This window comes from Paraburkholderia sp. RCC_158 (assembly GCF_041355255.1).
GTDB lineage: Bacteria > Pseudomonadota > Gammaproteobacteria > Burkholderiales > Burkholderiaceae > Paraburkholderia > Paraburkholderia graminis.
The window spans coordinates 443,602-466,419 of the sequence record NZ_JBFUPM010000004.1; the positions used below are offsets into that span (position 1 = coordinate 443,602).

Here is a 22,818-nt window from a genome sequence, read left to right on the forward strand (position 1 = left end):
AGTGTCGGGGAAGAAATCCGTGTCACTTCGTTGGAGACGTACCGGCCTGGTCCGCGTACTTGAGCATGATGTCGCCCATCGCCTTCATCATTTCCCCATGCATGCGCATCGCGGTCTTCGGGTCCATGCCCGTATTCCCGCCCATCATTGGACAGCTGCCCATCGTCCCTCCGCCCATTCCTCCCATTCCCATCCCGCCCATCATGGAGGAACCGTGTTCCCGCGTTTGCGGGGGGCGACTTGCTTCATTGCCGGTTCCACCGGCAGCCATGGCGACAGCGCCCGTGCCCAACGACAGTGTCAACAGTGCAGCAGTCAGTAGTGATTTCGCGTTCATATATATATCTCCGGATTTGGTTAAATCATGTCAATGAGAAAACAGTTGTCGAGGCGCGACCCGACGCGCCCTGCGTTTGCGACACGCGTGCGTGTACGACGACGCGGGGCCGTTCGAGACTCGTCGACGGGAGAACTACAGGGAGCGAGGCGGAGGCGCTGGCAGTTCGGGGATGAACTGCGGTATGAGAATGAGGTTAGTGGCCCATAGGACGGGCGAGGAAGTCACAACTGCGGTCTTGTGCGTCGTGGGTATGACAGCCATGCCGCAGGCGAGACCGCTCATGCTGCCGTGACATGCGGGCTGGGAACCTGTTACGTGCGCTCTTGTATCTTGTGCGCATGCCACCATGCCCGATGTATGCGACGGCTTCATCTGCGACTGCATTGTCGACGACATCTCCGGGCAAAACGCCACCTGCGCGGGGTAGCCGAGAAGCGGCAGCCATGCGATAAGAAGACAGGCGAGAAGTTTGGCCCAGAATTTCATCGTTTCAGTATAGGTGGTCCACACGACATCACCAAAGGGTAGCGTGACGCTCGCGCACTACCTGGTAGGTCACTGACCCCACTGTTTGAGATGCGCGAGGAACGTGTCAGCACCCACAAACCCGACCAGCTGCGCGTCGGCCTGCTGACGGCCATTGCGGTCAAAGAAAATGAGCGCCGGTGGCCCGAAAAGCTTAAAGCGCCGCAACATCGCAGCGTCCTCGGGCGTGTTCTTCGTCACGTCAATACGCAGCAGTTTCCAATGCGCAAACTCGTTAACCACGCGCGCGTCGGTAAAGGTAAATCGCTCCAGTTCTTTGCAGCTGATACACCAGTCGGCGTAGAAATCCACCATGACAGGCTGGCCGCGCGCCGTCTCGAGCGCCCGGTCAAGTTCCGTAGTCGACTGTATCGGTTCAAACCGTGCTGCAATAACCGTGTCGGTCCGCGCTCCCCGCATAACACCGCGCAATGGCTGAAGAACGTCAAAATTCCCCGACGCAACGCCGACCAGTTCGGCAATCGCCGCGACCAGTAGCAGTACACCCAGTGCTTTGCTCACGCGAAGCACACCGTGTGCGTTCGGCGGCAGCGGGTCGATGGCGCGCAGCATCATGGCGCAAGCGGCTAGCAGCAAAGCGACCAATGCCATCAGCAGCCAATCCGGCAGTAGCGAATAGACAAACCACAATGCTGCTGCAAGCAGCATGACGCCCAACGTGTTCTGAACGGCAACCATCCAGGGACCGGACCTCGGTAGCACGTGTGCGCCGAACGTGCCGACGAGCAGTAGCGGAATGCCTATTCCGATGCCCATCACGTACAAGGCCAGCGCTCCGCCGACGACATCGCGACTGTTGGCGATATACAGCAGCGCACCCGCCAGTGCTGGCGTCGAGCATGGGCCAACAATCAGTGCGGAGAGCACGCCCATCCCGAACACCGGGACAATCCGGCCGCCGGGCAGGCGATTGCTCCACTCGGTAAGCCGGGTCTGCCAGCCCGTTGGCAACTGCAGTCTGAACAGGCCGAACATGCCGAGCGCGAGGACGACCATGAGCAAACCAAAGCCGGCCAGCACCCAGGGCTTTTCCGTCACAGCCACCAACGGGATGCCGATGAGTGCCGCAATGGTGCCGGCGACCGCATAGGTAACCGCAAGTCCCTGCACGTAAGCGACCGACAGCGCGAAGCCACGCCACACGGTTGGCCGTTGCTGACCCCCGCCGATAACAGCGGTCACAATGGGAATGAGGGGATACATGCAAACCGTGCCCGCCATCAATAGGCCGGCAAGCAGGAAGCCCAGCAGTTCGGGAAGGCCAAGGCCATTCGCCGGTCGCAGAGTCAGGCCGAAAACAGCGATGCCCCGGTTTTCGCCGACAACTGGAAACTCGGTCGCACCTGTCGTTGCATTCCCTTCGTTCGCAAAGGAGGTAACGACGCCGTTGGAAGCTATCCGGTAGCTTCGGGTTAGCGGTGGGTAGCAGACACCGAGGTCCGCACACCCCTGCGACGTGATGGACAGCACGGTGCTCGCCGTGATGGCGCGGGGCAACGGAACGCGAATTTGCACAGGCCGGTGATAGACCTGGACCATGCCAAATGTCGGGTCGTTTTTCGATTCTGCGGGTGGCATCTGGTCCGGCTTCACGGCCACGCCATCTACCGCGAAGCTGAAGCGGTCCTGGTACAGGTAGTAGCCGGGCTTCGTGCCGAAGTCGAGCGTTACCTGTTGCGGCCCGCTGATGCTGACCGTCAATGGGAAGGCTTCATTGACGGGTAGCAGGTCAGATTCGTTCACCGCGTAAGCGGCCAGAGACACAAATACGAATAGCAAGCCAAGCGCGAAGCACAACGCGCGCTTCGCTGCGTCTGTTTGACGGAAAATTCCCTGCCGTACGTCGGATGATGTCAATCGCATTGCAGTGCCTCTACTCACGAGATGCGAGCGCAAGCGCGCGCGACCGCAGGCCCGCTGTCACGCTGCGAGCCTGCGAATGCGGCGTCAGCGCCCCATCATGACTGCTTTTCCAGTTTCACGATGGTCAGGGTGCCGTTGACGTTTTCGACACGGACTTTGACCTTGTCGCCCTCGTGAACCTGTTTGACCATCGCGGCATCCTTCGTCTTGAACGCCATCGTCATCGGCGGCATTCCGACGTTTTCCAGCGCGCCGTGCTTTAGCGTGACCATGCCGGTCGCGGCGTCCACCTTCCTGACCTCCGCATCGGTGAGCGCTGCGTTCGATGACATCTTCGAAGCCGACGGCCTGGACATGTTCATGCCGGCCATGTCATCGCCAGCGAACGCGGGCGCAGCAACGATAGCTGCAAGAGCAACAGACGCAACAATCAACTTCTTCATTGAGTTTCTCCAGTTTGAGTAGATGGCACTTTCATGCCGGAAGGTACTGCATGGGGAAGCCGCGCATGGCCCAGCCTTCGAGCGCGACGGCGTTGCAGCAGGAACCAGGCTGCAGGGATAACGAACATCGAAAGGATGGGGGCCGTGACCATGCCGCCTACCATCGGGGCGGCAATGCGCTGCATGACTTCCGAACCGGCGCCGTGTCCGACCATGATGGGGATGAGACCGGCCAGCACGACAGCAACCGTCATCGCTTTCGGCCGCACGCGCAACACGGCGCCTTCATGAATCGCATCGAACAGAAGCGCCTCGGTTAGCGGTTCTCCGGCTTCCAGCCTGCGATTCAGTGCACCCTTCAGGTAGAGCAGCATCACGACACCGAACTCGGCTGCGACACCCGCGAGTGCGATAAACCCGACTGCCGTCGCGACAGACACCGCGTGACCCAGAATCCATATGAGCCAGAACCCACCCACCAGGGCGAACGGCACCGTCGACATCAGCAACAGTGCATCGGCCGCCGAGTTGAAGGTCAGGAAGAGCAGCACGAAGATGACGACGAGTGTCACGGGAATGACCGTGCGCAGCTTTGCCGCTGCGCGTTCGAGATATTCGAACTGGCCAGACCATGCAATCGAGTACCCCGGCGGCAGTACGACCTTTTCCGCAACAGCACGCTGCATCGCTTTCACTGCCGACTGCAGGTCCGTGTTGCGGATGTCCACATAGACGTAGCCAGAAAGACGCGCGTTCTCGCTGCGAATCATCGGAGGTCCGTCGGCAATCGTGATGTGCGCGACATCGCCGAACTGGATTTGGGCGCCACGGTCCGTGACGACCGGCAACTGACGCAGCTTCTCGAGCGAATCCCGGATTTCTCGTGGATAGCGGATGTTGATGGGGAACCGCTCACGACCAGCAATGACTTCGCCGACGTTCTCACCGCCCACTGCCGAGGACACGACCGACTGAATGTCCGCCACGGCAAGCCCGTAACGTGCTGCCGCCAGGCGGTCGATGTCGACGTCAACGTAGCGGCCTCCGTTCAGTCGTTCAGCCAGTGCAGACGTGACGCCCGGAACACCTTTGACCGCGGCTTCCACCTGCGCCGCAACCTTGTCGATTTGTGTGAGGTCCGCGCCCGAAATCTTCACCCCAACGGGCGTCTTGATGCCGGTGGACAGCATGTCCAGTCGATTGCGGATGGGTGGCACCCATACGTTCGAGAGCCCCGGCACCTTGACGGTCCGGTCCAGTTCATCGACCAGCTTATCCGGCGTCAGGCCTGGTCGCCACTGGCTACGCGGCTTGAACTGAATCGTAGTCTCGAACATTTCGAGCGGTGCTGGGTCCGTCGCGGTGTCGGCCCGCCCGGACTTGCCGAAGACGGTCTCCACCTCTGGGACCGTCTTGATAAGCCGGTCAGTCTGCTGCAGCAGTTCGCTCGCTTTCTCGGCCGAAATTCCCGGAAGCGCTGTCGGCATATACAGCAGGTCGCCTTCATCGAGCGGAGGCATGAATTCGCCGCCGAGCTGGGACAGCGGAATCACCGAGGCGGCTAGCCCAACCACCGCCAGACCAATGGCAACCCACGGTCGCCGCAGCGTCGCTTCCAGCAACGGTCGGTACAGTCGAATCAGCACGCGATTGATTGGGTTCGAGTTCTCATGAGGGATGCGACCTCGAATCAGATATCCCATCAGCACGGGCACCAGCGTCACCGACAACCCGGCAGCAGCAGCAATGGTGTAGGTTTTGGTGAAGGCCAACGGAGAGAACAGCTTCCCCTCCTGCCCCTCGAGCGAGAACACCGGGATAAACGACAGCGTGATGATGAGAAGCGAGAAGAACAGCGCCGGTCCCACCTCCGCAGCAGATGTCGCGATGAGTTCCCAGCGCTGTGCCGTCGTGATTTGTTCGCCCGGATGCTCGTGGTCGTACGCTTCGAGATGTTTGTGAGCGTTCTCAATCATCACGATGGCCGCGTCAATCATCGCGCCGATGGCAATCGCGATGCCGCCCAAGGACATCAGGTTCGCGTTCACCCCTTGATAGCGCATGACGATGAAGGCGGCCAGCACGCCTAGCGGCAGTGACAGAACCGCCACGAACGCGCTGCGAAGATGGAACAGGAACACCGCACAGACGAGCCCAACGATGACGAACTCCTCGATAAGCTTGTCCTTGAGGTTGTCCACGGCGCGCTCGATGAGCTGCGAGCGGTCGTAGGTTGTCACGACTTCCACGCCAGCCGGCAGTGAACGCTTCAGGTCCGCCAGTTTCGCTTTTACTGCGTCAATGGTCGTCAGCGCATTCTTGCCGGAGCGCATGACGATGACACCGCCCGCGACCTCGCCCTGGCCGTTCAGCTCAGCGATGCCGCGCCGCATCTCGGGTCCGATTTGAATCCGGGCTACATCACCGAGCAGAACCGGTGTACCGGCATCGTTCGTGCGTAACACGACGTTGCGGAAATCGTCGAGCGCACGCAGGTAGCCGGACGACCGGACCATGTACTCCGACTCGGCCATCTCGACGACCGACCCGCCCGATTCCTGATTCGCCTTGCCAAGCGCATCGGCCACCGCCGCCTGGGTGATGCCATACGCACGAAGCTTGTCCGGGTCGAGGACAACCTGATACTGGCGTACCATGCCGCCGATGCTCGCGACTTCTGAGACGTCGGGCACTGACTTAAGTTCGAACTTCAGGAACCAGTCGTTCAATGCACGAAGTTGTCCAAGGTCGTGTTGCCCAGTTTTGTCGACGAGGGCATATTCGTACACCCACCCCACACCGGTTGCATCGGGTCCAAGCGAAACGGTCGCGCCCTGCGGCAGGCGGCTCTGCACCTGGTTCAGGTACTCGAGCACTCGCGAACGTGCCCAGTACTGGTCGGTCTTGTCGTCGAACAGCACGTAGACGAACGCATCGCCGAACGAGGAGTATGCGCGGATGGTTTTCGCACCGGGCACGCCAAGCAGCGTGGTGGTGAGCGGATAGGTCACCTGGTCCTCGATGACCTGCGGCGCCTTGCCCGGGTACGACGCCTTGATGATGACCTGCGTGTCGGACAGGTCGGGCAATGCATCAAGCGGTGTTTGCGTGACCGAATAGACGCCCCATGCCGTAACGAGCACGGTTGCGAGCAAAACCAGGAAGCGGTTGCGGATAGACCATCTGATAAGGCGCGCAATCATTTGGCGCCTCCGACCGGTTCGACTTTGGTCAACTGGTAGCCGTCGTCCGATTGCCTGAAGACAAAATGCACGGTCTGGCCAGGCTTCACGTCCGGAAACGCCGCCGGCGACGGTTTGCCGAACGACATCGTCATCGCGCCCCAGCCCAGCGCTGGAACGGGTTGATGTGAAAACGTGATGTCTGCCGCCGTCACCTTTTCGACCTTGCCCGTCGTGTCGTATGTCTGCGGTGCTGCTGCAGCAGGTGCAGGAGCAGGCGCACTTGCACTGGTTGGTGCGGTCGCTTCGAGCTTCGGCAGAACGGATTTCAGACTCGCTTCCGAGTCAATCAGGAACTGGCCGGATGCGACGACCTGCTGTCCTTCAGTCAGGCCGCTGCTCACCTGGGTATCGTCGCCGGCATCGTTGCCTACGGTGACCGAAACAGGTTGCAACCTGCCGTCGGTATTCCTGACGATGACCACCGACCGCTTACCCGTCGTGATGACGGCTTCCGAGGGAACCAGCAAACGCGATACCTTTTTGGCGGCGCCGATGCGAGCCCGCATCAACATCCCCGGCGTCAGCCTGAAGTTCGCGTTGTCGATTTCGAGGCGTGCCTGCAGCGTGCGACTGCTCGTGCTGATGCCCGGCAGGATTTCGCGGATGTGTCCCGTGAAATGCTGCGCCGGGTCGCCGGCAAACACGGCGTCTACGCTCATGCCGGGTTGAACCTGGAGGGCCAAGGCTTCGGGCACTTCGACCACGAGCCACAGCCTGTCGAGCCCGGAGACCTTCGCAAGCGTCTGCCCGGGTGACACCATCGCGCCATCGCGCACGTTCAGTTCGGTGAGCACACCGGTTTCCGGTGCGGATAGCGTGATGTGCGTCTGGGCCTTGCCGGTGCGGTCGAGACTTGCAATCACGCCGTCCGGAATCGACATCGCCCGCATGCGCGCACGTGACGCCGCAAGCATGCCGTCATCCATGCCGCCACGTTTCAGCGACAGATACTCTTCCTGCGGCGCAAGCCAGTCTGGAACGAACAGGGACGCAATCGGAGCGCCTTTTGTTACGCGTTGCATTGGGGCGCTGGCGTAAAGATGGTCAATATAGCCAGTCACCCGCGACTGGACGACATCGGCTTTCGACTCGTCGAACTGCGTCGTCCCTACCGCGTCGAAACCGTCGACAGTGTCCTGCCGACGGACCGTCGCGTATCGAATCCCCAGGTTCTGCTGCAATCCTGCGTCAATCTTGATGCCGTTCGAGCCGCCTTCATCGGCGTAGACCGGCTCTAACTGCATATTCATGAAAGGCGACTTGCCCGGCTTGTCGAAATGCTGGTTCGGCACCATCGGGTCGTGCCAGTACAGCACCTTCCGGCCAGTCTTCGGGTCGGTTCTGTCGCTGGAGGGTGCTGCCGCAACAGCGCTCTCGCCGCCCATCGTTGAACGATGCGTACCGGCGACATAGCCGGCACCCAGCAATGCCGCTGCGGCAAACACCATAAGGGCCGCGCGTGCCAGTTGTTTCTTATGCATGTTGTTCTCCATCACTGACTCACGGACATCGAGGCAGGTACGACCTGGTATTCCAGCTGGGCCCAGGTCTGCGATACGTCTCGCTGCAGGTCAAGCACCTGAAGCTGGGCGTCGAGTTGCGCGCGCCTGGCAGCGAAGGTGTCCGCAAGCGAACCAGTGCCTGCTTTGTACGCTGCAGTCGCAAGCAGAGCGCGCTGGTCCGCAGCGGGCAGCAAGGAATTGCGCAGATTGTCGATACGGTCGCGACCGCTGGCGAGAGTTGCCGCCTGCGTGCGAATATCCGCCTCCACCTGACGCCGCGCGTCCTCGTACATCAGACGTGCCTTGGTGCCGAGTTCCGCCTTTTCGGCAGCATCGCGGTTCTGACGATTTTTGCGGTTGATAGGCAGCGGAATGCTGACGCCGACCGACACCATGTTCGAGTACGCCCCGCCTCGCTGCTGGTACGAGACCTCCCACGTCCAGTTGGGACTGCGGTCGCTGTTGGCAACCGCGGTGTCAGCGTCGGCTACCGCAATATCCCGTGAGGCTGCGATGAGCGCCGGCTGCACGTCACGAAGTTCCTCGGGCGGCAGGGACGAGACATAGGACTGTGGCGCCGGCGGCTCGCCGGTCACATCGGAGACGGGTGTCGCCGTCCAGCGCGACAGGCCGATGAGTGCGGTCTGGAACGTCTGCCGCGCCTTGAGCAACTGGTCCTGGGTCTGCGCGAGCATCGCCTGGGCCTGCGTGACATCGGCGGCAGTCGCTTTTGCTCCGCGATAGGAGGCTCTTGTCGCATCCAGCTCATGGGTCATGTGGCCAACGAGCTCCTGCTGTAGCGAGACAGCTTTTTTCGCATAGACCGCGTTCAGCCAGGCCGTGGCCGTCTGCTGGCGTGTGTTCGCAAGCTGGGCCAGGTAGCCGGCTCGCTCCCGGTCCACTACATCGTTCGCCAACGCGGACCGGAGCCGGCGCTTGTCACCCGATACCCACTCCTGCTCGATGCCGATACGGCGCATCGTCATAAAGTCCTGCCCGATGGTGAACCGTTGCGGTCCGTTCACCGGCAGGTTGTCCACGCCAGCCTTCAGCATTGGGTCTGGCAACTGGCCGGCCCGGACGGCCGACTCTGAACTGGCACGGACTGAGGCCTGCGCAGCCCCCATGGCGGCAGAGCGGTCCGTTGCGGACTGGAGCGCCGCATCAAGCGTGACGGGTGTCTCCTGAGCGTGCGCGGCGACGCTTGCGAGAATCAGCGCGGCAAAAAGTGAACGCGCGCGCAGTGGTGCACGCCGGCATGACGGCGTGCCAATAGTTAAAGGCATGTTCTAACCCCAACGGCGGACTCCTAACGGGCAATCCACGTCCTGGACGCAGGACGACCTCGCCGCAAACGCGGCGAACCTGTCACAAAGGGATTAGATGGCGCGAGGAGGTCGCCAGAGTCCGGCCGGTTCACGGACGGTAAGCGACAGTGCGTAGTGGAATACGACGGGGCTGGACAGCCCGGCGGGACGGGTTACTTCAGCCACGGAGACCGGATGATACAGACTACCAAGCTGGCATTGCGCCGTTGCCTTGCAGGAGAAGCCTTTGGCCTTTCCCGGTTGCGAGGATTTCATCGTTTCGCAGCCAGGCATGTCCGAAGACATTGCACTACCATCATCGGCGCCCATGCTCATCTGCATCGGACATTCTCCAGTCAAGCCGCTGGCCGCCAGCCCACTGACGGGAAGCGCAGCGCAGAGCAACAGGAGGAGCAATGTCCGGAGAAATTTCATGGCTGGGATTATAGCGGAGGCATTTTGTCCATGTTCCATGGAATCTGTTGTCTGCGGCGGCCGCCGCATGCAGACAACACTCAACAAAATGAATGATTGCCCGTTGACCTTCCTGCAATGGGAAGGTGTATGCCGGGAAATCTGGTTCTTCCGTGAAGATGCCACCGGGGTTTGAAGTGAGGGCTTCATCAAGCAGTGCAGCGTCAGGGGAGAACTGCATCAGGCTTACCGCAACTTCTCGCTGAGCTGCGTTTATGCGCGGGGTCGTTGTTCCATACAGACATGAGCGTTCAGCGACCCACGGCGGGCTGAGGCGTCCGTCTGAACAAAAGCAACGCGATGGCCAGGACGCAGAAACCTACTCCCGCATAGAACGTGGCGGCTGCACCGAGGCCGTCCCATAGGGCGCCCGCAATAACGCTGGACACAAGCGTAACGACGCCGCTGAGCAGGTTAAAGAACCCGAACGCGGTTCCGCGCAGTTGCGCAGGTGCGGTGTGAGAGACCATCGTGGCGAGCAACCCCTGGGTCATCCCCATGTGCAGACCCCATAGCGCCACCCCCGCGAGCACAACGCTCCAGTGCGTGCCATGTGCGAGCGCCACATCCGATGCAATCAAAATAGCGAGGCCCGCGACCAGCAACCTTGTGTGGCTCATCGTGTCGGCAAGTTTCCCGAACGGATACGCCGAGAGCGCATAAACGACGTTCATCGCGACCATCACGAGCGGAACAAGCGCAATCGGTACGCCACTTCCCATGGCACGCAATACGAGGAAAGCTTCACTGAACCGAGCCAGCGCGAATACGGCACCCACGACGACCACCCACCAGTAGCTGGTGCCGAGCTGCCTGATGCTGTCCCAGCGAATCGGATTGACCCGTTTTGCGCCCGGCTCCCGCACTGGCTCTTCGATGCCAAAGGTCAAGAGGGCGACGGCCAGCAGTCCAGGAATGACGGCAAGCCAGAAAGCGAGCCGGAAGTTATCTGCCCACACCAGCATGATGATAACGGCCAGCAGTGGCCCAAGGAACGCGCCGACGGTGTCCAGAGACTGACGAAGCCCGAATGCCGCACCACGCAGATGCAATGGCGTGACATCGGCCACGAGCGCATCGCGCGGCGCGCCTCGGATGCCTTTGCCGACCCGGTCCACAATGCGCGCGGTCACCACGATTCCGATGGTCGGCGCCAAAGCGAAAAGCGGTTTACTTAGCGCACCCAGCCCGTATCCAGCAACCGCGAGCCACTTCCGATTGCCGAGATAGTCGCTGAGGGTCCCTGAGAACATTTTGACGATAGGCGCTGTTGCCTCAGCGATGCCTTCGATGAGGCCAATCGTCGTTGCGCTGGCACCGAGACTTGCCATCAAGAACATCGGCAACAGACTGTGGATGATTTCGGACGAGACATCCATGAACAGGCTGACACAGCCAAGTACCCAGACGCTTCGCGGAATTTGCCTTAGAACGCTGACCCGTTGTTCAGTCTGCATGGAACCCATATTTCCCAATGAGCCGGTGCCGTTCTGTCGCGCAGGGGATTGAAGCCAGTCACGAGAATGAAGCTGTGACGGCACTCCTTGTCGATTCAGGTGTCCGGCGTTGCGGTTGCTCGGTTAACAACGCCGGCGATTCGAGGTGCAGCTTGGCCTGTCGTCGCGCCCGGTCGTTAATGACTTGATGGCGCCGGTGGTCGGTCATCCTCTTCCACGCACGAATTTCATAGAGCGTGCGAAAACAACCGACGCACAATTTGGTGTTGCTGTCGAAAGCACATGCGTCGACGTACGGCGAGTTTACTGCCATGGGTCAGGCCGCCGCGTGTGAAGATTGCACTTCAACAGTGACATGGGACAGCCCTTTGAAGCGCTCGAGCACGGTATGGTAGAAGCGCGAATTCCGATGGGGTTCGCCTGTTGCTACTGACACCACGGCACTCATGTGACCCGGACCCACCCGCCATACATGCAGGTCGACCACCTTGTCGCCACGGTCCTCGATAGCGTGACGCACGTTCTCGGTCATACGTTGGTCAGAGTTCATGTCGAGCAGGATGGCGCCTGTGTCTCGCATCAGGCCGTACGACCAGTTTGCAATCACCAGCGCGCCGATGACCCCAGCTAGCGGGTCCATCCATAGCCAGCCAAATGTGCGTGCCAGTATGAGGCCAATGATAGCCAGAACGGAGACCGCCGCATCAGCCATCACATGAACATAGGCCGACCGGATGTTATGGTCCCGGGTCGTTGCCTCATGCACGTCGTGGCCGTGCTCATGTTCTTCGAATTCGACGTCGTGCTCCCCGTCCGGCAACTGCACGATTGCCTTGAAGGCATGCGGCTCAGGAATGTCTTCCTTCGATTCCAGATAGCCGCCACGGTCCGCCAGCGTGAATACCTGTTGCGTCCCATCGGGTCGCACCGTCGTAACGGACACCGCTGAAGCGTCCAGTCGCGAACCCTCCGTCGCCGGCGTAATCCGGAAAACGGGCGGCACGCCATCCTCGAAGACGGAAACCGCAAACACACCCGACGGCGCGAAAATCTTCTGCACCGCGTCTTCATGAGCATGGTCGTCGTGACCATGGCCGTGTCCGTGGCTATGCCCATGGCTATGGCCGTGGTCACCGCCGCTCAGCAGCCATACGCTTGCCAGGTTAACCAGCAGGCCCACCACCGCGATAGGAATCGCTTCGCCGAAGTGAATGGGTACCGGCGACAGGAAACGCGAGACCGCCTCGTAGCCAATCAACAGCGCAATCATTGCAAGCACGATGGCACTCGTAAAGCCAGCGAGGTCGCCGAGCTTGCCGGTGCCGAACACGAAGCGGGAATCGGTGGCATGCCTACGTGCATAGGTGTAGGCAAGCGCGGCAATCAGCATCGCGCCTGCGTGCGTCGACATGTGCAAGCCGTCAGCGACGAGCGCAAGCGACCCAAACATGCTGCCGCCGATAATTTCGACCAGCATCATCGCGCTGCACAGCGCAATCACGGCCCACGTTCTGCGCTCGTTTTTTTCATGACCGGCCCCCAGAAAGATGTGGTCATGTCCCGCGCCGAACGCGGCGTCTTTGAAATCACTCATTTTCTGACTCTGCTTACTTGAAATAGCTGTGAACGACTTCGATGAGCTGTTCGGTCGCGCTGCCACCGTGGTCCTCGCCGTCATTCACATCGACAAGATGGTTCCTGATGTGGTCCTCCAGCACGACGGCAAGCAGGCCATTCATTGCTCCGCGACAACTCGTAATCCGCTGCAGGACATCCGAGCAGCCGTGTTCTTCCTCGAGAGCCCGCTCGATGGCTTCAACCTGCCCCTTGATACGGCGAACCCTGTTGAGAAGCTTCTGTTTTTCCTGAACCGTGTGACTCATTGCGCTCTCTCCGTACCCCCACCGGGTATATTAGCGTCCACGTTACCATAGGGGGGTGGGGTATTGTCCGGGCCACCGCTCACGCGGTCAACTACCGAAGGGATACGGCGCAAAGGGCCAGCGCGCGGTGACCGCAGTACGCATCAATGCACACCGGGAGAAGCCGAAGTCCCAGCGCAAGTCGTCAGCCATCGAGGCCCGACATTGCCGCGTTCGTCGTCGACTTGAAAGCGGCCCTTGGCGCGCGGCAAAGCGACGAAGCCATCCGCCGCGGTAAGGCTGGAGACCCAAGGTCCCACGTATGCGAAAATGGCCATACCGTTGGCACAGCGAGCTCGCTGACTTCAAATGCATGGCTCGTCACCGGGAGCCATTCGGGACCGCCACTGTTGCGCCGGCTGTGACGGAGGGTGCATGAATCAGGCGATGGCTCGCAAACAGTGGCAGCAGCGAGAAGCAGGAAAGGGCAAATCGTGAGAAAACTTGGACTTGCGTTACTGACCGCGGCATTGGCGCCGGCGGCTTTCGGGGCCGGCACATATTTGGAAGTGTGGAATCCGCCGGAGGCGCGCGCGACTGCCCCGCATAGGGCCGGTACTCCACACAGGCTCGCAGTACGACGTCACGTGGCCTTGCACGCGAAGAAGCTCCATTCGCCGCGCGCGTTAGCAACTGCTCCACGGCTCGTGGCGAAGCAGGGCAACACGCAGAAGACCTTGCTGAAGGACGAACCGGACATGTCTGGGATTCCGCGGCAAACCACGCCGGAAGGCAACGTGCTTCGCGTGACAGGCCACGCGGCATCCGTACAGGTTATCCGCTGATGCAGTCGCAAAGCTACCACGGCTACGATGTCTGGGGGCACGCCATCCCAGAGCAGGAGGGCATCCTGCAGCCGGAGCGCTATGCAGCGAGCGGAACCATCACGCTTGGCGGTAAGTTAATCCATGCTTCGGGTGTCCTTGGTCACTTTGGAAGTGAAGAGGAAGCCGAGCTAGCAGGCCTGGACTGGGCCCTCGCATGGGTCGATGCGCACACCTAGAGTCGCCGCCTGCTCTGCGCTCCGTAATGCGTTGTACCGTGCGAGGGTCGAGCTAGTTTCTCGCTGGGCATGAGGCTTCCTTTGAGCATCCGCAGGATGCGATTGCCTGACCCAAAAAGAGTCCCGTCCATAGAATGGCTTGAATGTCCGAAGAGACTCTTCGATGATACGAATGAGTAAAGACATATCTAGCGAATGAGGTTTTAACCTTTTTCGGGCGCCTTGGCTTTAGGTGGGCGCCATCTCTTTGCACTTCGGCTCGCCAATGCCCCGGACTTCGCGATAGCACAGCGCAGGAAGCTCGCCTACGAGGTTCCCTCGTGCATGGTCGCCCCCCAAAGGCAAAAAATGCAGAAAGCGTCGCGTGAACCTGGCTTAAACGCGCGTTCACCAGCATCCAGCGTCGAACAGATGTGTGAGGCAGTGCTGATAGATTTGTCGTGCAACGGGTGACCGGAAATCGAGGCGCAGGTTTTCGCAGAACAGCGCCTTCACCGATTTGAGCGTCACGGCGGAGCCTAGCGTCCTTTCCAGGTGTCGGGCGATATTGTGAGCGCGGGCAGAAAGCATCACCCGCTGCATGACGTCAGCTCCTCCGCCATTTGCACTGAGCCAAAGCATCGTCGACTCAACCACATGCTCGACGGACAGCCACTCGCCCGTCATGTGCCGCGCAAGTAGGTGCGATGCGACGAGGTAGGCGAGCAATTCGGCGCGAGCGCGCAGGTCCAGATTAAGTGGGTTGCTCATCGCGGAGACGTACCTCCGACACATCGATGTGACATTGTAGACGGGCCACTTGGCGCACGACCATCTTGCACGAAGAGCCAGACCATTGACGGTCGCCGTTCTCAAGCACCGGGCTTGCATTGCCGCGCGTGCAGCGCTTCCCTTGTATTTGTAGAGCGACGCACGGCCAACGCGTCCTGTCTTCGGCAATCATCTATATGCGGGGTCCTTGCAATTGTTGGCAGCAGAGAACTCGCTCGTCGTCCGTTCCATTCGCCAGATTGCCTTGCCCGCACGTTTCGGATGTTCCGCGAAGTACCGGTTGCGCTCTGAGAAATAACGGTCAATAGCCGCCTTCGCAGCATCGGTGGACGCATAGTCACTGTTGTGGATGATGGCGCGCGCCCATCCCACTGAAGACTGACTCGATGACGTTCAGAAATTGGGCACTCGCAGGCAAAGGTGCGAGTTCAAGAATCGGCTGATGACGCAGTTGCGCAGACTCATTGTGGTCAGCGATGAATGCCGACAGTTTCTTCGAAAGGTGCCATGATGCCGCGTCCCACGACAGATACAGCTTGCGCATATCACCGTACTGTTCGAGCAGAACAGTTGCTATGCGAACCATCTCGTCAGTGTTCTTGGCCGTGGAATAGAAATGCGTCACCTGGTTGGACGAAAGTTCAAGCGCGGCCGTACAAATCAGACAACCCTTCGATATCTGCCATTGTGGAACGCTCGGCTGAACATCAGGAGCAGTTAGTGCGCGCCCCCGCTTCATAGTGACGGAGAACGGCCCGAATTCGTCGATGGAGAAGAACCGTTCGTCGGGCTGGAGATTCGCTAGCGTCGACCGGATGTGGTCCAGCTTTTCCTGGTACTTCGAGTCGGTACTCGTGAGAATGACCTTGGCGGATTTCCAGCGATAGCCAGCGCGCCGCATTATAGAGCGGATGGCATCCTTACCAGCATGATGGCCTCGCTCTGCCAGAACGCGGCGCAGGTCGTCCATCTTCCATGTGGTTCGGTTAATGTCCGAAGCAGAGGGCGGCTCGTGCAGAAGCGTGAAGACTGCGCTCTGCAGCGCCTCGCTATCGTCAATGCGGGACCGACTCGCTTTCGCGAACAGCGATTCACATCCGCCAGCTTTGTACGCACGTAGGTAAGTGCGAACAGCCCCGCGGCTGATGGCCAGATGCGTTGCGATTTGACGCCCAGAAAAGCCGGCTTCATACGCGAGCGCGGTAAGCGACTTATGGCGCTGGCTTTTTCGCACTGGCAACAGCATCTGCATCAGTTTGTCCTGTCGCACGCCGTCCCCGCCTTCGGGCGCATAGACGACACCCTGCTCGACCCGGTACATCCAGTTCTGCCATCGCTGCCGCCTTCGCGCCTCGGAAACTGTCGCCGGAAATTCGATACCCCACGTGCGCAGTCGGCGCGTGGCTGCTTCCTCGAACCCGGCATTGACATCCGCCGCAAACAGGTCGCGCAAAAACCGCGCTGCCTGGCGTTCGGTGAGCGAACGTACGACGCGTTGAACGCAGGTCCACGGAGCGGTAATTGGCTGGTCGATGACAGGCTGTCGTTCGTTGACGCACTTCCGATGGTAGCCCGGAGGAAATTCAGACGAACCATCTTGCGAACAGTGTTCCGGCTTATGGCTTCGGCATTGGCGACGTGCCGAACAGATTCACTCTTGATGAGGACACGCGCGCGTATTCGCGTCCATTCTTTAGTGTCTGAATACATTAGCCGCCTCCTTGCAACAGACGAAACGCCGTACGTCGCAATCTTGCGCCTTTGTCCTGCGCTACGGCTACGTCTGCGCCGTACGTCACTCTACAGAGCGTTAAAATGAAAGAGCAAAGGGATAGATAGCGAACGGCCCCGACGTTTGCTCGCGCCCGCGTTTTCGAAGGCCAGGAACCGTCGGGCTGACCGCGTCGCAGTGGCGGGAGCGGAAGATTGGCGCCGGTTGACAGCGTCTAGTGTCTTCCCCATCATCGGGCACAGCACGAGGAAATCCGCTCATTCCGCACGGCGCTGATGAGATGAACCAGACTGTCCAAAATTCCCGCCCCCGTTTTGTCACCCGACGTTCGCCGGTGCATGGACGCGGGCTGTTCGCCAACCGCGCCCTCGCCACTGGAGAACTCATCTGCGAATACAAAGGCGCGCGTGTCAGTTGGCGTGAAGTGCTGCGCCGGTGTGCCCGCGACACCTCAGAATCAGACCATACGTTTTACTTCGATTTGGGCGATGGCACCGTCATCGACGGCGGCGAAGGCGGCAATAACGCACGGTGGCTCAATCATGGATGCGTGCCGAATTGCGAAGCCGAAATCCTGGACAGGCGAGTGTTTTTCCGCGCGCTGCGGGATATATCGCCGGGTGAAGAGCTGACCATCGACTACGCGCTGTTCGTCGAAGCCCGACATACCGCCGAATCCGGGAGCGCTTCCGGTGTCACTGCGCCGCACCCGGCTGTCGTGGCACGATGCTGCAGAAACAAATAACCGGCCGCCGGAAGGCTGTTGGATGAATCAGCTCGCGGTACCTTGCAAGCAACCACCTGACGACAACTGGCCTGAATGGGTGACATTCGCGCGTCGAGTTCGCGGGATTCCGCAGGACGTAGTGCACCTCGACAATGTCCAACCGACTGCCATTATTCCGGTGCGGCTTTTCACCGACACGATGACCGTCAACTAGGCGGATTCCACTGGTCGCGATAATATTGCACAGATGTCTGCAGGCGGCATAAGTCGACAGCGACGGCTAACCCAGTGTTCCCAGCAGCTTCATGAAGTTGCGCTTGGCGCGATATGTCTGCCGAACGGTCTCGAGTTCATCGGCAAACACAATCTGCTCGTTCAGCTCGGCCCGCAACTTCCCGATGGTGCGCACGATGCCGAACGCTTCGTCATATCGGGCGTTTCGTGTTCCGCTCTCCGCTGCGATTGGCAGCAGGCGGTGATACAGCGCAATGGCGTCGCGCGGATGGGTCTTACCGCGCACGGCCGCCATCGTTGCCCACATGTTTACCGCCACTGGACCTCCGCAAAACGCCTCCCACGCGGTCTCGCTGTCGCGCTCGGCAAGAAAGACCTTGACCAGTTCGGTGCGGCTCGGCGTTTGCCAGTGGCTGCGCTTTGCTTTGGTCGGCGCCTCTTCAGCGCGAACGAGACTCCATAGATGATTGAGCGCGCGCTCACGCGTCGCCTCAAGCCGGACCGTGGTCCTGGCGACATCCATTAGCGCCGCAAACGCTTCCGCAACGGGGCGCATCTCGAAGCGTTGCCACGCGAATGCATCAGCTTTCGCGTATTCATTGCGACGCAGGTACTCTTGAATGCAGAAATCAAGCAGACGCTGGTCCAGGTTCTGTCCGGATTCCTTGACACCGCGCTCGGCCCACGCAAGACCATCGTCATAACGCCCGTACTTTGCACAAAGCTCTGCGACCAGCAAAAAGCGGTAGGGACTCGACAGGTCCTTCGACCGAATGACATTCAGTGCATCGACATCACCGTCATTTTCCGCGAGCCTCTCCATCGCCCGCTCCAGTCGCATCCGCAGCGGGTCGAACGAGCTACGGAATTCTTTGCTCGGAGCCAGTGGCGGCAGCGCGCCCCACCCCCTCTCAACGAGTTCGCGGTACCTCCGCAGTCCGGTATCGCCTAACGGTTCGACATAAGCTGGCAATACGTCGTAGAACGTGTCCCATACTCCTTCGGTCTGGAAGTGAAAGAGGCGCTCGGCGAGCTTCGTTGGGTCTGGCCGGGTTTGCCGACACGCTTCGAGGTGTACGGCCGCTAGCTCAAGAATCCCTGGCATCACATCGCCGCCAGAATCGTCTATCTGTTCAAGACTCTTCTCCGCGCCGGAAATCGCCAACTCTGCGAGGTCGACCACCTCGGCAGCCTGAGGACCGCCGAGCCGCTGCCGCAGCATGTCCGCGAGCGACATCAGGCCATCGCCATATGCGCCGGCCTCTCGCCAGTCGAGAGGCCGCGAAACGCGCGTCGCCTGACGGACCGCTGTCTTCATGCTCGGCAGGTCGCTGGCCGCCGCGGCGCGCGCAGCAAAGAGCAGTCTGTCGCGTAGCGCCATGTCGCGCTCGACTGCTTCCAGCAGGAGTTCGCGCAAGGAGCCTTCGTTCAGCGTCGCAACGTATTCCTGAATCTGCTCCTCGTACGTCTTGCGCTTCTTGCGGGGTTTCGCAGGCTCGACGTCGTTGGCGTGGAACACTTCCTCACCCGTGTTCTCCAGCCATGAAAGTGCGACTGCGACGGCATGCTTGCAGAACATGCCGTCCGCGCCGACCGGGCAGTCGCATTCGTACGTCAGCTCGCCGTCGTCACCTACGGCAAGCTCAACGCTGTACCGATGCGTGCCACGGACATTGGCTCGAAGGACGCCATCTCGCTCCTCGAGGCGCGATACGGCGCCCTCGTGGAAGTACGCCTTGCCGCGAGCGAACGTTTTCGTGTCCACGAGCGACTGGATTTCTTCGAGGGTAAGGACATCGTGAAGCGGAGAAGTGTTGGGCATCGTGCGCCTCTATCGACCTGTGCTACTGACCATTCTAGCCTGACAGCCAAAGCGTCCTGGTTGTAGAACGTCTATGCAGCACCGTGCGTGCTGGAGTCAACGGACGTCGTGTTTTCATCGGACAGTGATTGCGCGCGAAGAAAAAAGCCCTTGTTTTAAGGACTTTTCCGCTTGCGTTGACTGCGAACCGTTGATACGCTTGCCGCCAGCTTAAGTCGACGCATGTGTCGAGCGCTTCGCCTCGAGGTGTTTCGTCTTAAGCGGCTAACCATCCAAGAAAAGGAAACCACATGGCAACAAAGACCGCAAAACCTGCAGCCAAAAACGCTGCGGCGAAGACCGCAGCGAAGAAGGCTACTGCGCCGACAAAGAAAGCTGCTGCCGCGAACAGCAGCCTGAAGCCGCTGAAGGACACGTTCACGAAGGCGTCGCTAGCGACCCACGTCGCTACGCAAGCAGGCGTCGAGCCGAAGCAGGCAAAGGCCGTCCTGGCAGCACTGGAAGACACTATTCTCGGCGCTGTTCACAAGAAGGGCGCCGGTGAGTTTACGCTGTCGGGCCTTCTTAAAATCGGTGTCCAGCAAGTGCCAGCAAAGAAGAGGCGCTTTGGCAAGGACCCATTCACGGGTGAAGACCGCTGGTTTGATGCAAAGCCGGCGACAGTGCGTTTGAAAGTGCGCCCGCTCAAAAAGCTGAAGGATGCGGCAGTTTAACGACTACGTCGCTGCTTACAGAAGCCCGCTTTCATGCGGGCTTTTTGATGGCATCTCCGACGTAACGCGGTCCGAGCTCGCTACGGTACCTGTGCCCCAATGGCAACCCAACGCCTGCGTGTTCCCCATTGCTGACTGAGCCTTCCGACGTCCGGGACTGCGGTAGGTCAAACGCATACCGCAGCATTGGGTTCATACCTATACTTTCGATGACTTCAACGAATTGAAGTGCGTACCAAATGTCGAATCTTGCCATCAGTTCGCTTCCGCAGGTACAGGCTCGTGCACATCTCATCGCCGACCGGATTGACCTCAAGAACTTCAAAATCACGGATTCACTCGCCACCACGCCTCTGACCGTAACGGTAGGGGGCACTGACGGCATCGCCGTTCTTTTCAGGTACGGCGTCGTCGTGCTTTTTGGTGTGTCGCTTGGTGATGAACAACGGTTTCTCTCCTCGTTAGCTCAGTTGCTGTACAACGCCTACGGGCGACCTCAGCTCGAAGAAATCGCCATCCAGAGCGGCAAGACGAACGTTGGTGTGCAAGGCGGTGCAGTCTGGCTCGACGCGCTGACGTTGGAAAAGGCTCAGGTGATAGCGGACAGCCTCAGTAAAAGCCTTGTGCTGTCGATGTACGAAGACAAGACCGCGAGCGAGTTCGATAGCATCATTCCGTTGGCATCGGAACTGGCAAGAACAGGAAAGGTGAGCGCGGACGCCAAAACGCTACTCTCAAAAATTGGCGGGATGCTCCTAATCGAACACCGCATGGTCGGCCGGGCTGAAATCGGTGACAAGCCGGAGACTCTTTGGGAACACCCGGAGCTCGGCGGCCTCTATGCACTATTGGAGGACGAATACGAACTGCACGAGCGACAAGCCGCGCTTGAACGCAAGCTGCAGCTCATTTCTGGAACTGCGCAAACCCTGGCAGAAATCGCGGAAACCAAGCATGTTCACCGCCTCGAATGGTATGTCATAGGGCTTATTGCCCTTGAAATCGTGATTGGTTTGGCGGACCTGGCGCATAAGTTCTTTTTCTGAGTCATCCACTTGTCTTTCTTCCGCCTTTCTTTCCTTGCTCGTTGAAAGAGTTAGGCCAAGCAATGATATTCGCTCTGCTTAGCAAATCATGTTGACTTCGGTTTAAAGCAACACATAAAATTCGCGCGTCTTCACAAAAGGGGCCGACGCCTTGGAATTCTGTAGTAGTCGACTTTCGAACAGTTTCGCTGCCTGACCGGCAGGACGCCCGCGCTCTCATTTCTTAGCCGCCGTCTTGCCAGCAGGCAAACGGTGCGCCGCAATTATCCATCCCGTGTACCTAGACTAGCGCCATTCAGTCGCGGCGATTACGCGCGTCCGCTCGGCACCCCGCTGCGCGCGTGAGTTCGCGGCCGCGTTCGTTCCCTGTTGTAAGAGAAACCGCGTCTGCCACCAGACCATCAGACTGGCAGGGACGACTCACGCAGGACGGCTCGTGAGATTAAGCCTGACTTTATCCAGTCTTGTGGGCATGCGATGCTCAGCCCGTTTCCGAACCACGCGTGCCGCCGCCGGCACAACTCGAACCAGCAAACATGACTCTCGATTTTACCCTGCGGCTGCTTGCCGCCTTTGCGTGTGGCGTGGTCATCGGCCTAGAGCGCCAGATGCGCCAGCGCACTGCCGGTCTGCGGACCATCACGCTTGTGGCTAGTGGGTCCTGCCTCTTCGTTACGCTCGGGGCACTGACCGGAAATGGAACCACGGGACTGACACAGATTGCCGCTTATGTCGTCTCGGGCGTTGGCTTCCTAGGAGGCGGCGTCATCATGCGTGACAATGGCTCGATACAAGGTATCAACACGGCCGCCACGCTCTGGTGTTCCGCTGCCGTCCGCGTCCTGTGCGGTTCAGGACATTTTGGGCCAGCGTTAGCCGGCACCGGCGTAGTGCTGCTTACCAACACCGTCCTGCGCGAAGTCAGCCGAGCCATCAACACGGCTCCGGTCTCGGCCGCCGACCTGGTGCGGCAATACACCATTACGGTGGTCTGTCGCGAAGCCGACGAAGTTCATATCCGGGCGGCCCTGTCGAACTCAATGTCTTCCGCGCCACTGTCCTTCCAGAGCCTGACGAGCCGAGACTACGAGAATGACCCGCATCGTATTGAGGTTACGGCGACATTGAAGGTCCATCCGAAGGACCAGCCCAAACTCGAACAGATTGCCAGTCGGCTGAGCATGGAAAAAAGCGTGTCGAGCGTCAGTTGGGCAGGACTTGAGGTTGAACCGACGCCGGAATGAGCATGGCTTCGCGATTTCATCGATGGTCATGCCTGGACTCCGTTAAAAACTGGCAACTGAACGAGCAGCCAGTGGTCACTTATGTCCTCTCTAGAAAGCATTACTTGCCTGCAGTGACTTTGTGAACGCGCTCCGCGAGCGCCACTGCCTCGCTTGGCGACATGGGCAGCGGCCCGAGCGGCGCGACGTGCAAGACCCAGTCGGCTAACCGGCTCACAAGCGAAGCATCGTCTGTGTTCAGCCCTCGCATCGCCAACGACTGCACCAACGATTCTAGCTGCGGAGAGCAGCAATAAATGGCATCAAACGCGGCACGTACGCGCGTGGACTCGGTCAGGCCGGTATCGCGTGCATCGGCAATGAGATGGTCGTATCGCATATCAGCTCCAGTTTTGACTTGAGCTCCCCCGGCACCGCGGGCTTGCTC

At 59.9% G+C, this 22,818-nt stretch carries 20 protein-coding genes; 6 read left to right on the forward strand and 14 right to left on the reverse strand.

The window, feature by feature from the left end; genetic code table 11:
• Positions 1-22 precede the first annotated feature (22 nt).
• The 11 genes from AB6809_RS11420 to AB6809_RS11470 all read right to left on the reverse strand — a co-directional run bounded on the left by AB6809_RS11420 (position 23) and on the right by AB6809_RS11470 (position 13,060).
• Positions 23-163, reverse strand: a complete 141-nt coding sequence (locus tag AB6809_RS11420; RefSeq protein ID WP_371026680.1) for a hypothetical protein — start codon at positions 161-163, stop codon at positions 23-25.
• A gap of 732 nt (positions 164-895) precedes the next feature.
• On the reverse strand, positions 896-2,749 hold the full coding sequence (gene dsbD / locus AB6809_RS11425; protein ID WP_371026681.1) for a protein-disulfide reductase DsbD: 1,854 nt from the start codon (positions 2,747-2,749) through the stop codon (positions 896-898).
• 95 nt (positions 2,750-2,844) lie between these two features.
• Positions 2,845-3,192, reverse strand: a complete 348-nt coding sequence (locus AB6809_RS11430) for a copper-binding protein (RefSeq protein WP_371026682.1) — start codon at positions 3,190-3,192, stop codon at positions 2,845-2,847.
• Positions 3,189-6,395: an efflux RND transporter permease subunit gene (locus AB6809_RS11435; RefSeq protein WP_371026683.1), complete on the reverse strand. Its 3,207-nt coding sequence runs from the start codon at positions 6,393-6,395 to the stop codon at positions 3,189-3,191. The genes AB6809_RS11430 and AB6809_RS11435 overlap by 4 nt, the downstream gene beginning before the upstream one ends.
• Positions 6,392-7,918 (reverse strand): efflux RND transporter periplasmic adaptor subunit, encoded by a 1,527-nt coding sequence (locus AB6809_RS11440; RefSeq protein ID WP_371026720.1) that lies wholly within the window; start codon positions 7,916-7,918, stop codon positions 6,392-6,394. The genes AB6809_RS11435 and AB6809_RS11440 overlap by 4 nt, the downstream gene beginning before the upstream one ends.
• A gap of 11 nt (positions 7,919-7,929) precedes the next feature.
• Positions 7,930-9,225: a TolC family protein gene (locus AB6809_RS11445; RefSeq protein WP_371026684.1), complete on the reverse strand. Its 1,296-nt coding sequence runs from the start codon at positions 9,223-9,225 to the stop codon at positions 7,930-7,932.
• 93 nt (positions 9,226-9,318) lie between these two features.
• Positions 9,319-9,681 carry a hypothetical protein gene (locus AB6809_RS11450; RefSeq protein ID WP_371026721.1) on the reverse strand — a complete coding sequence of 121 codons (363 nt, stop codon included), beginning with the start codon at positions 9,679-9,681 and terminating at the stop codon, positions 9,319-9,321.
• 290 nt (positions 9,682-9,971) lie between these two features.
• Complete coding sequence (locus tag AB6809_RS11455; RefSeq protein WP_371026685.1) at positions 9,972-11,177, reverse strand: MFS transporter; 1,206 nt, start codon at positions 11,175-11,177, stop codon at positions 9,972-9,974.
• 58 nt (positions 11,178-11,235) lie between these two features.
• Positions 11,236-11,490, reverse strand: a complete 255-nt coding sequence (locus tag AB6809_RS11460; protein ID WP_371026686.1) for a DUF1289 domain-containing protein — start codon at positions 11,488-11,490, stop codon at positions 11,236-11,238.
• Between the two features lie 3 nt (positions 11,491-11,493).
• Positions 11,494-12,771 (reverse strand): CDF family Co(II)/Ni(II) efflux transporter DmeF, encoded by a 1,278-nt coding sequence (gene dmeF, locus AB6809_RS11465; RefSeq protein ID WP_371026687.1) that lies wholly within the window; start codon positions 12,769-12,771, stop codon positions 11,494-11,496.
• A gap of 13 nt (positions 12,772-12,784) precedes the next feature.
• On the reverse strand, positions 12,785-13,060 hold the full coding sequence (locus AB6809_RS11470; protein WP_371026688.1) for a metal/formaldehyde-sensitive transcriptional repressor: 276 nt from the start codon (positions 13,058-13,060) through the stop codon (positions 12,785-12,787).
• A 626-nt stretch (positions 13,061-13,686) separates the two neighbouring features.
• On the opposite strand from AB6809_RS11470, the gene AB6809_RS11475 reads away from it, so the two are divergent.
• Together AB6809_RS11475 and AB6809_RS11480 are read left to right on the forward strand one after the other, a co-directional pair.
• A complete protein-coding gene (locus AB6809_RS11475; protein ID WP_371026689.1) occupies positions 13,687-13,884 on the forward strand; it encodes a hypothetical protein in 198 nt (65 codons plus the stop codon).
• Positions 13,884-14,102, forward strand: a complete 219-nt coding sequence (locus AB6809_RS11480; protein ID WP_244814208.1) for a hypothetical protein — start codon at positions 13,884-13,886, stop codon at positions 14,100-14,102. Before AB6809_RS11475 ends, AB6809_RS11480 begins: the two co-directional genes overlap by 1 nt.
• A 387-nt stretch (positions 14,103-14,489) precedes the next feature.
• Here AB6809_RS11480 and AB6809_RS11485 read toward each other — a convergent pair whose 3' ends face one another.
• Positions 14,490-14,852, reverse strand: a complete 363-nt coding sequence (locus AB6809_RS11485) for a hypothetical protein (protein WP_371026690.1) — start codon at positions 14,850-14,852, stop codon at positions 14,490-14,492.
• A gap of 358 nt (positions 14,853-15,210) precedes the next feature.
• Positions 15,211-16,326 carry an IS630 family transposase gene (locus AB6809_RS11490; RefSeq protein WP_371026691.1) on the reverse strand — a complete coding sequence of 372 codons (1,116 nt, stop codon included), beginning with the start codon at positions 16,324-16,326 and terminating at the stop codon, positions 15,211-15,213.
• Between the two features lie 559 nt (positions 16,327-16,885).
• Here AB6809_RS11490 and AB6809_RS11495 point away from each other — a divergent pair.
• A complete protein-coding gene (locus AB6809_RS11495) occupies positions 16,886-17,350 on the forward strand; it encodes an SET domain-containing protein (RefSeq protein WP_371026692.1) in 465 nt (154 codons plus the stop codon).
• A gap of 262 nt (positions 17,351-17,612) precedes the next feature.
• Here AB6809_RS11495 and AB6809_RS11500 read toward each other — a convergent pair whose 3' ends face one another.
• Positions 17,613-19,388 carry an SWIM zinc finger domain-containing protein gene (locus AB6809_RS11500; protein WP_371026693.1) on the reverse strand — a complete coding sequence of 592 codons (1,776 nt, stop codon included), beginning with the start codon at positions 19,386-19,388 and terminating at the stop codon, positions 17,613-17,615.
• A 290-nt stretch (positions 19,389-19,678) separates the two neighbouring features.
• Here AB6809_RS11500 and AB6809_RS11505 point away from each other — a divergent pair, with 290 nt between their 5' ends.
• The 3 genes from AB6809_RS11505 to AB6809_RS11515 all read left to right on the forward strand — a co-directional run bounded on the left by AB6809_RS11505 (position 19,679) and on the right by AB6809_RS11515 (position 22,391).
• Positions 19,679-20,101 (forward strand): HU family DNA-binding protein, encoded by a 423-nt coding sequence (locus tag AB6809_RS11505; protein ID WP_371026694.1) that lies wholly within the window; start codon positions 19,679-19,681, stop codon positions 20,099-20,101.
• Between the two features lie 239 nt (positions 20,102-20,340).
• Positions 20,341-21,147 carry an RMD1 family protein gene (locus AB6809_RS11510; protein ID WP_371026695.1) on the forward strand — a complete coding sequence of 269 codons (807 nt, stop codon included), beginning with the start codon at positions 20,341-20,343 and terminating at the stop codon, positions 21,145-21,147.
• Between the two features lie 536 nt (positions 21,148-21,683).
• Positions 21,684-22,391 (forward strand): MgtC/SapB family protein, encoded by a 708-nt coding sequence (locus AB6809_RS11515; RefSeq protein WP_371026696.1) that lies wholly within the window; start codon positions 21,684-21,686, stop codon positions 22,389-22,391.
• Positions 22,392-22,818 lie beyond the last annotated feature (427 nt).

What these genes read in the sequence shown, in the direction of transcription:
- AB6809_RS11430 (WP_371026682.1), bottom strand. Translation starts at nt 3,192, where the DNA reads ATGAAGAAGTTGATTGTTGCGTCTGTTGCTCTTGCAGCTATCGTTGCT.
- AB6809_RS11420 (WP_371026680.1), bottom strand. Translation starts at nt 163, where the DNA reads ATGGGCAGCTGTCCAATGATGGGCGGGAATACGGGCATGGACCCGAAG.
- AB6809_RS11515 (WP_371026696.1), top strand. Translation starts at nt 21,684, where the DNA reads ATGACTCTCGATTTTACCCTGCGGCTGCTTGCCGCCTTTGCGTGTGGC.
- dsbD (WP_371026681.1), bottom strand. Translation starts at nt 2,749, where the DNA reads ATGCGATTGACATCATCCGACGTACGGCAGGGAATTTTCCGTCAAACA.
- dmeF (WP_371026687.1), bottom strand. Translation starts at nt 12,771, where the DNA reads ATGAGTGATTTCAAAGACGCCGCGTTCGGCGCGGGACATGACCACATC.
- AB6809_RS11505 (WP_371026694.1), top strand. Translation starts at nt 19,679, where the DNA reads ATGGCAACAAAGACCGCAAAACCTGCAGCCAAAAACGCTGCGGCGAAG.
- AB6809_RS11500 (WP_371026693.1), bottom strand. Translation starts at nt 19,388, where the DNA reads ATGCCCAACACTTCTCCGCTTCACGATGTCCTTACCCTCGAAGAAATC.
- AB6809_RS11435 (WP_371026683.1), bottom strand. Translation starts at nt 6,395, where the DNA reads ATGATTGCGCGCCTTATCAGATGGTCTATCCGCAACCGCTTCCTGGTT.
- AB6809_RS11440 (WP_371026720.1), bottom strand. Translation starts at nt 7,918, where the DNA reads ATGCATAAGAAACAACTGGCACGCGCGGCCCTTATGGTGTTTGCCGCA.
- AB6809_RS11480 (WP_244814208.1), top strand. Translation starts at nt 13,884, where the DNA reads ATGCAGTCGCAAAGCTACCACGGCTACGATGTCTGGGGGCACGCCATC.
- AB6809_RS11485 (WP_371026690.1), bottom strand. Translation starts at nt 14,852, where the DNA reads ATGAGCAACCCACTTAATCTGGACCTGCGCGCTCGCGCCGAATTGCTC.
- AB6809_RS11455 (WP_371026685.1), bottom strand. Translation starts at nt 11,177, where the DNA reads ATGCAGACTGAACAACGGGTCAGCGTTCTAAGGCAAATTCCGCGAAGC.
- AB6809_RS11445 (WP_371026684.1), bottom strand. Translation starts at nt 9,225, where the DNA reads ATGCCTTTAACTATTGGCACGCCGTCATGCCGGCGTGCACCACTGCGC.
- AB6809_RS11470 (WP_371026688.1), bottom strand. Translation starts at nt 13,060, where the DNA reads ATGAGTCACACGGTTCAGGAAAAACAGAAGCTTCTCAACAGGGTTCGC.
- AB6809_RS11495 (WP_371026692.1), top strand. Translation starts at nt 16,886, where the DNA reads ATGAACCAGACTGTCCAAAATTCCCGCCCCCGTTTTGTCACCCGACGT.
- AB6809_RS11450 (WP_371026721.1), bottom strand. Translation starts at nt 9,681, where the DNA reads ATGAAATTTCTCCGGACATTGCTCCTCCTGTTGCTCTGCGCTGCGCTT.
- AB6809_RS11510 (WP_371026695.1), top strand. Translation starts at nt 20,341, where the DNA reads ATGTCGAATCTTGCCATCAGTTCGCTTCCGCAGGTACAGGCTCGTGCA.
- AB6809_RS11460 (WP_371026686.1), bottom strand. Translation starts at nt 11,490, where the DNA reads ATGGCAGTAAACTCGCCGTACGTCGACGCATGTGCTTTCGACAGCAAC.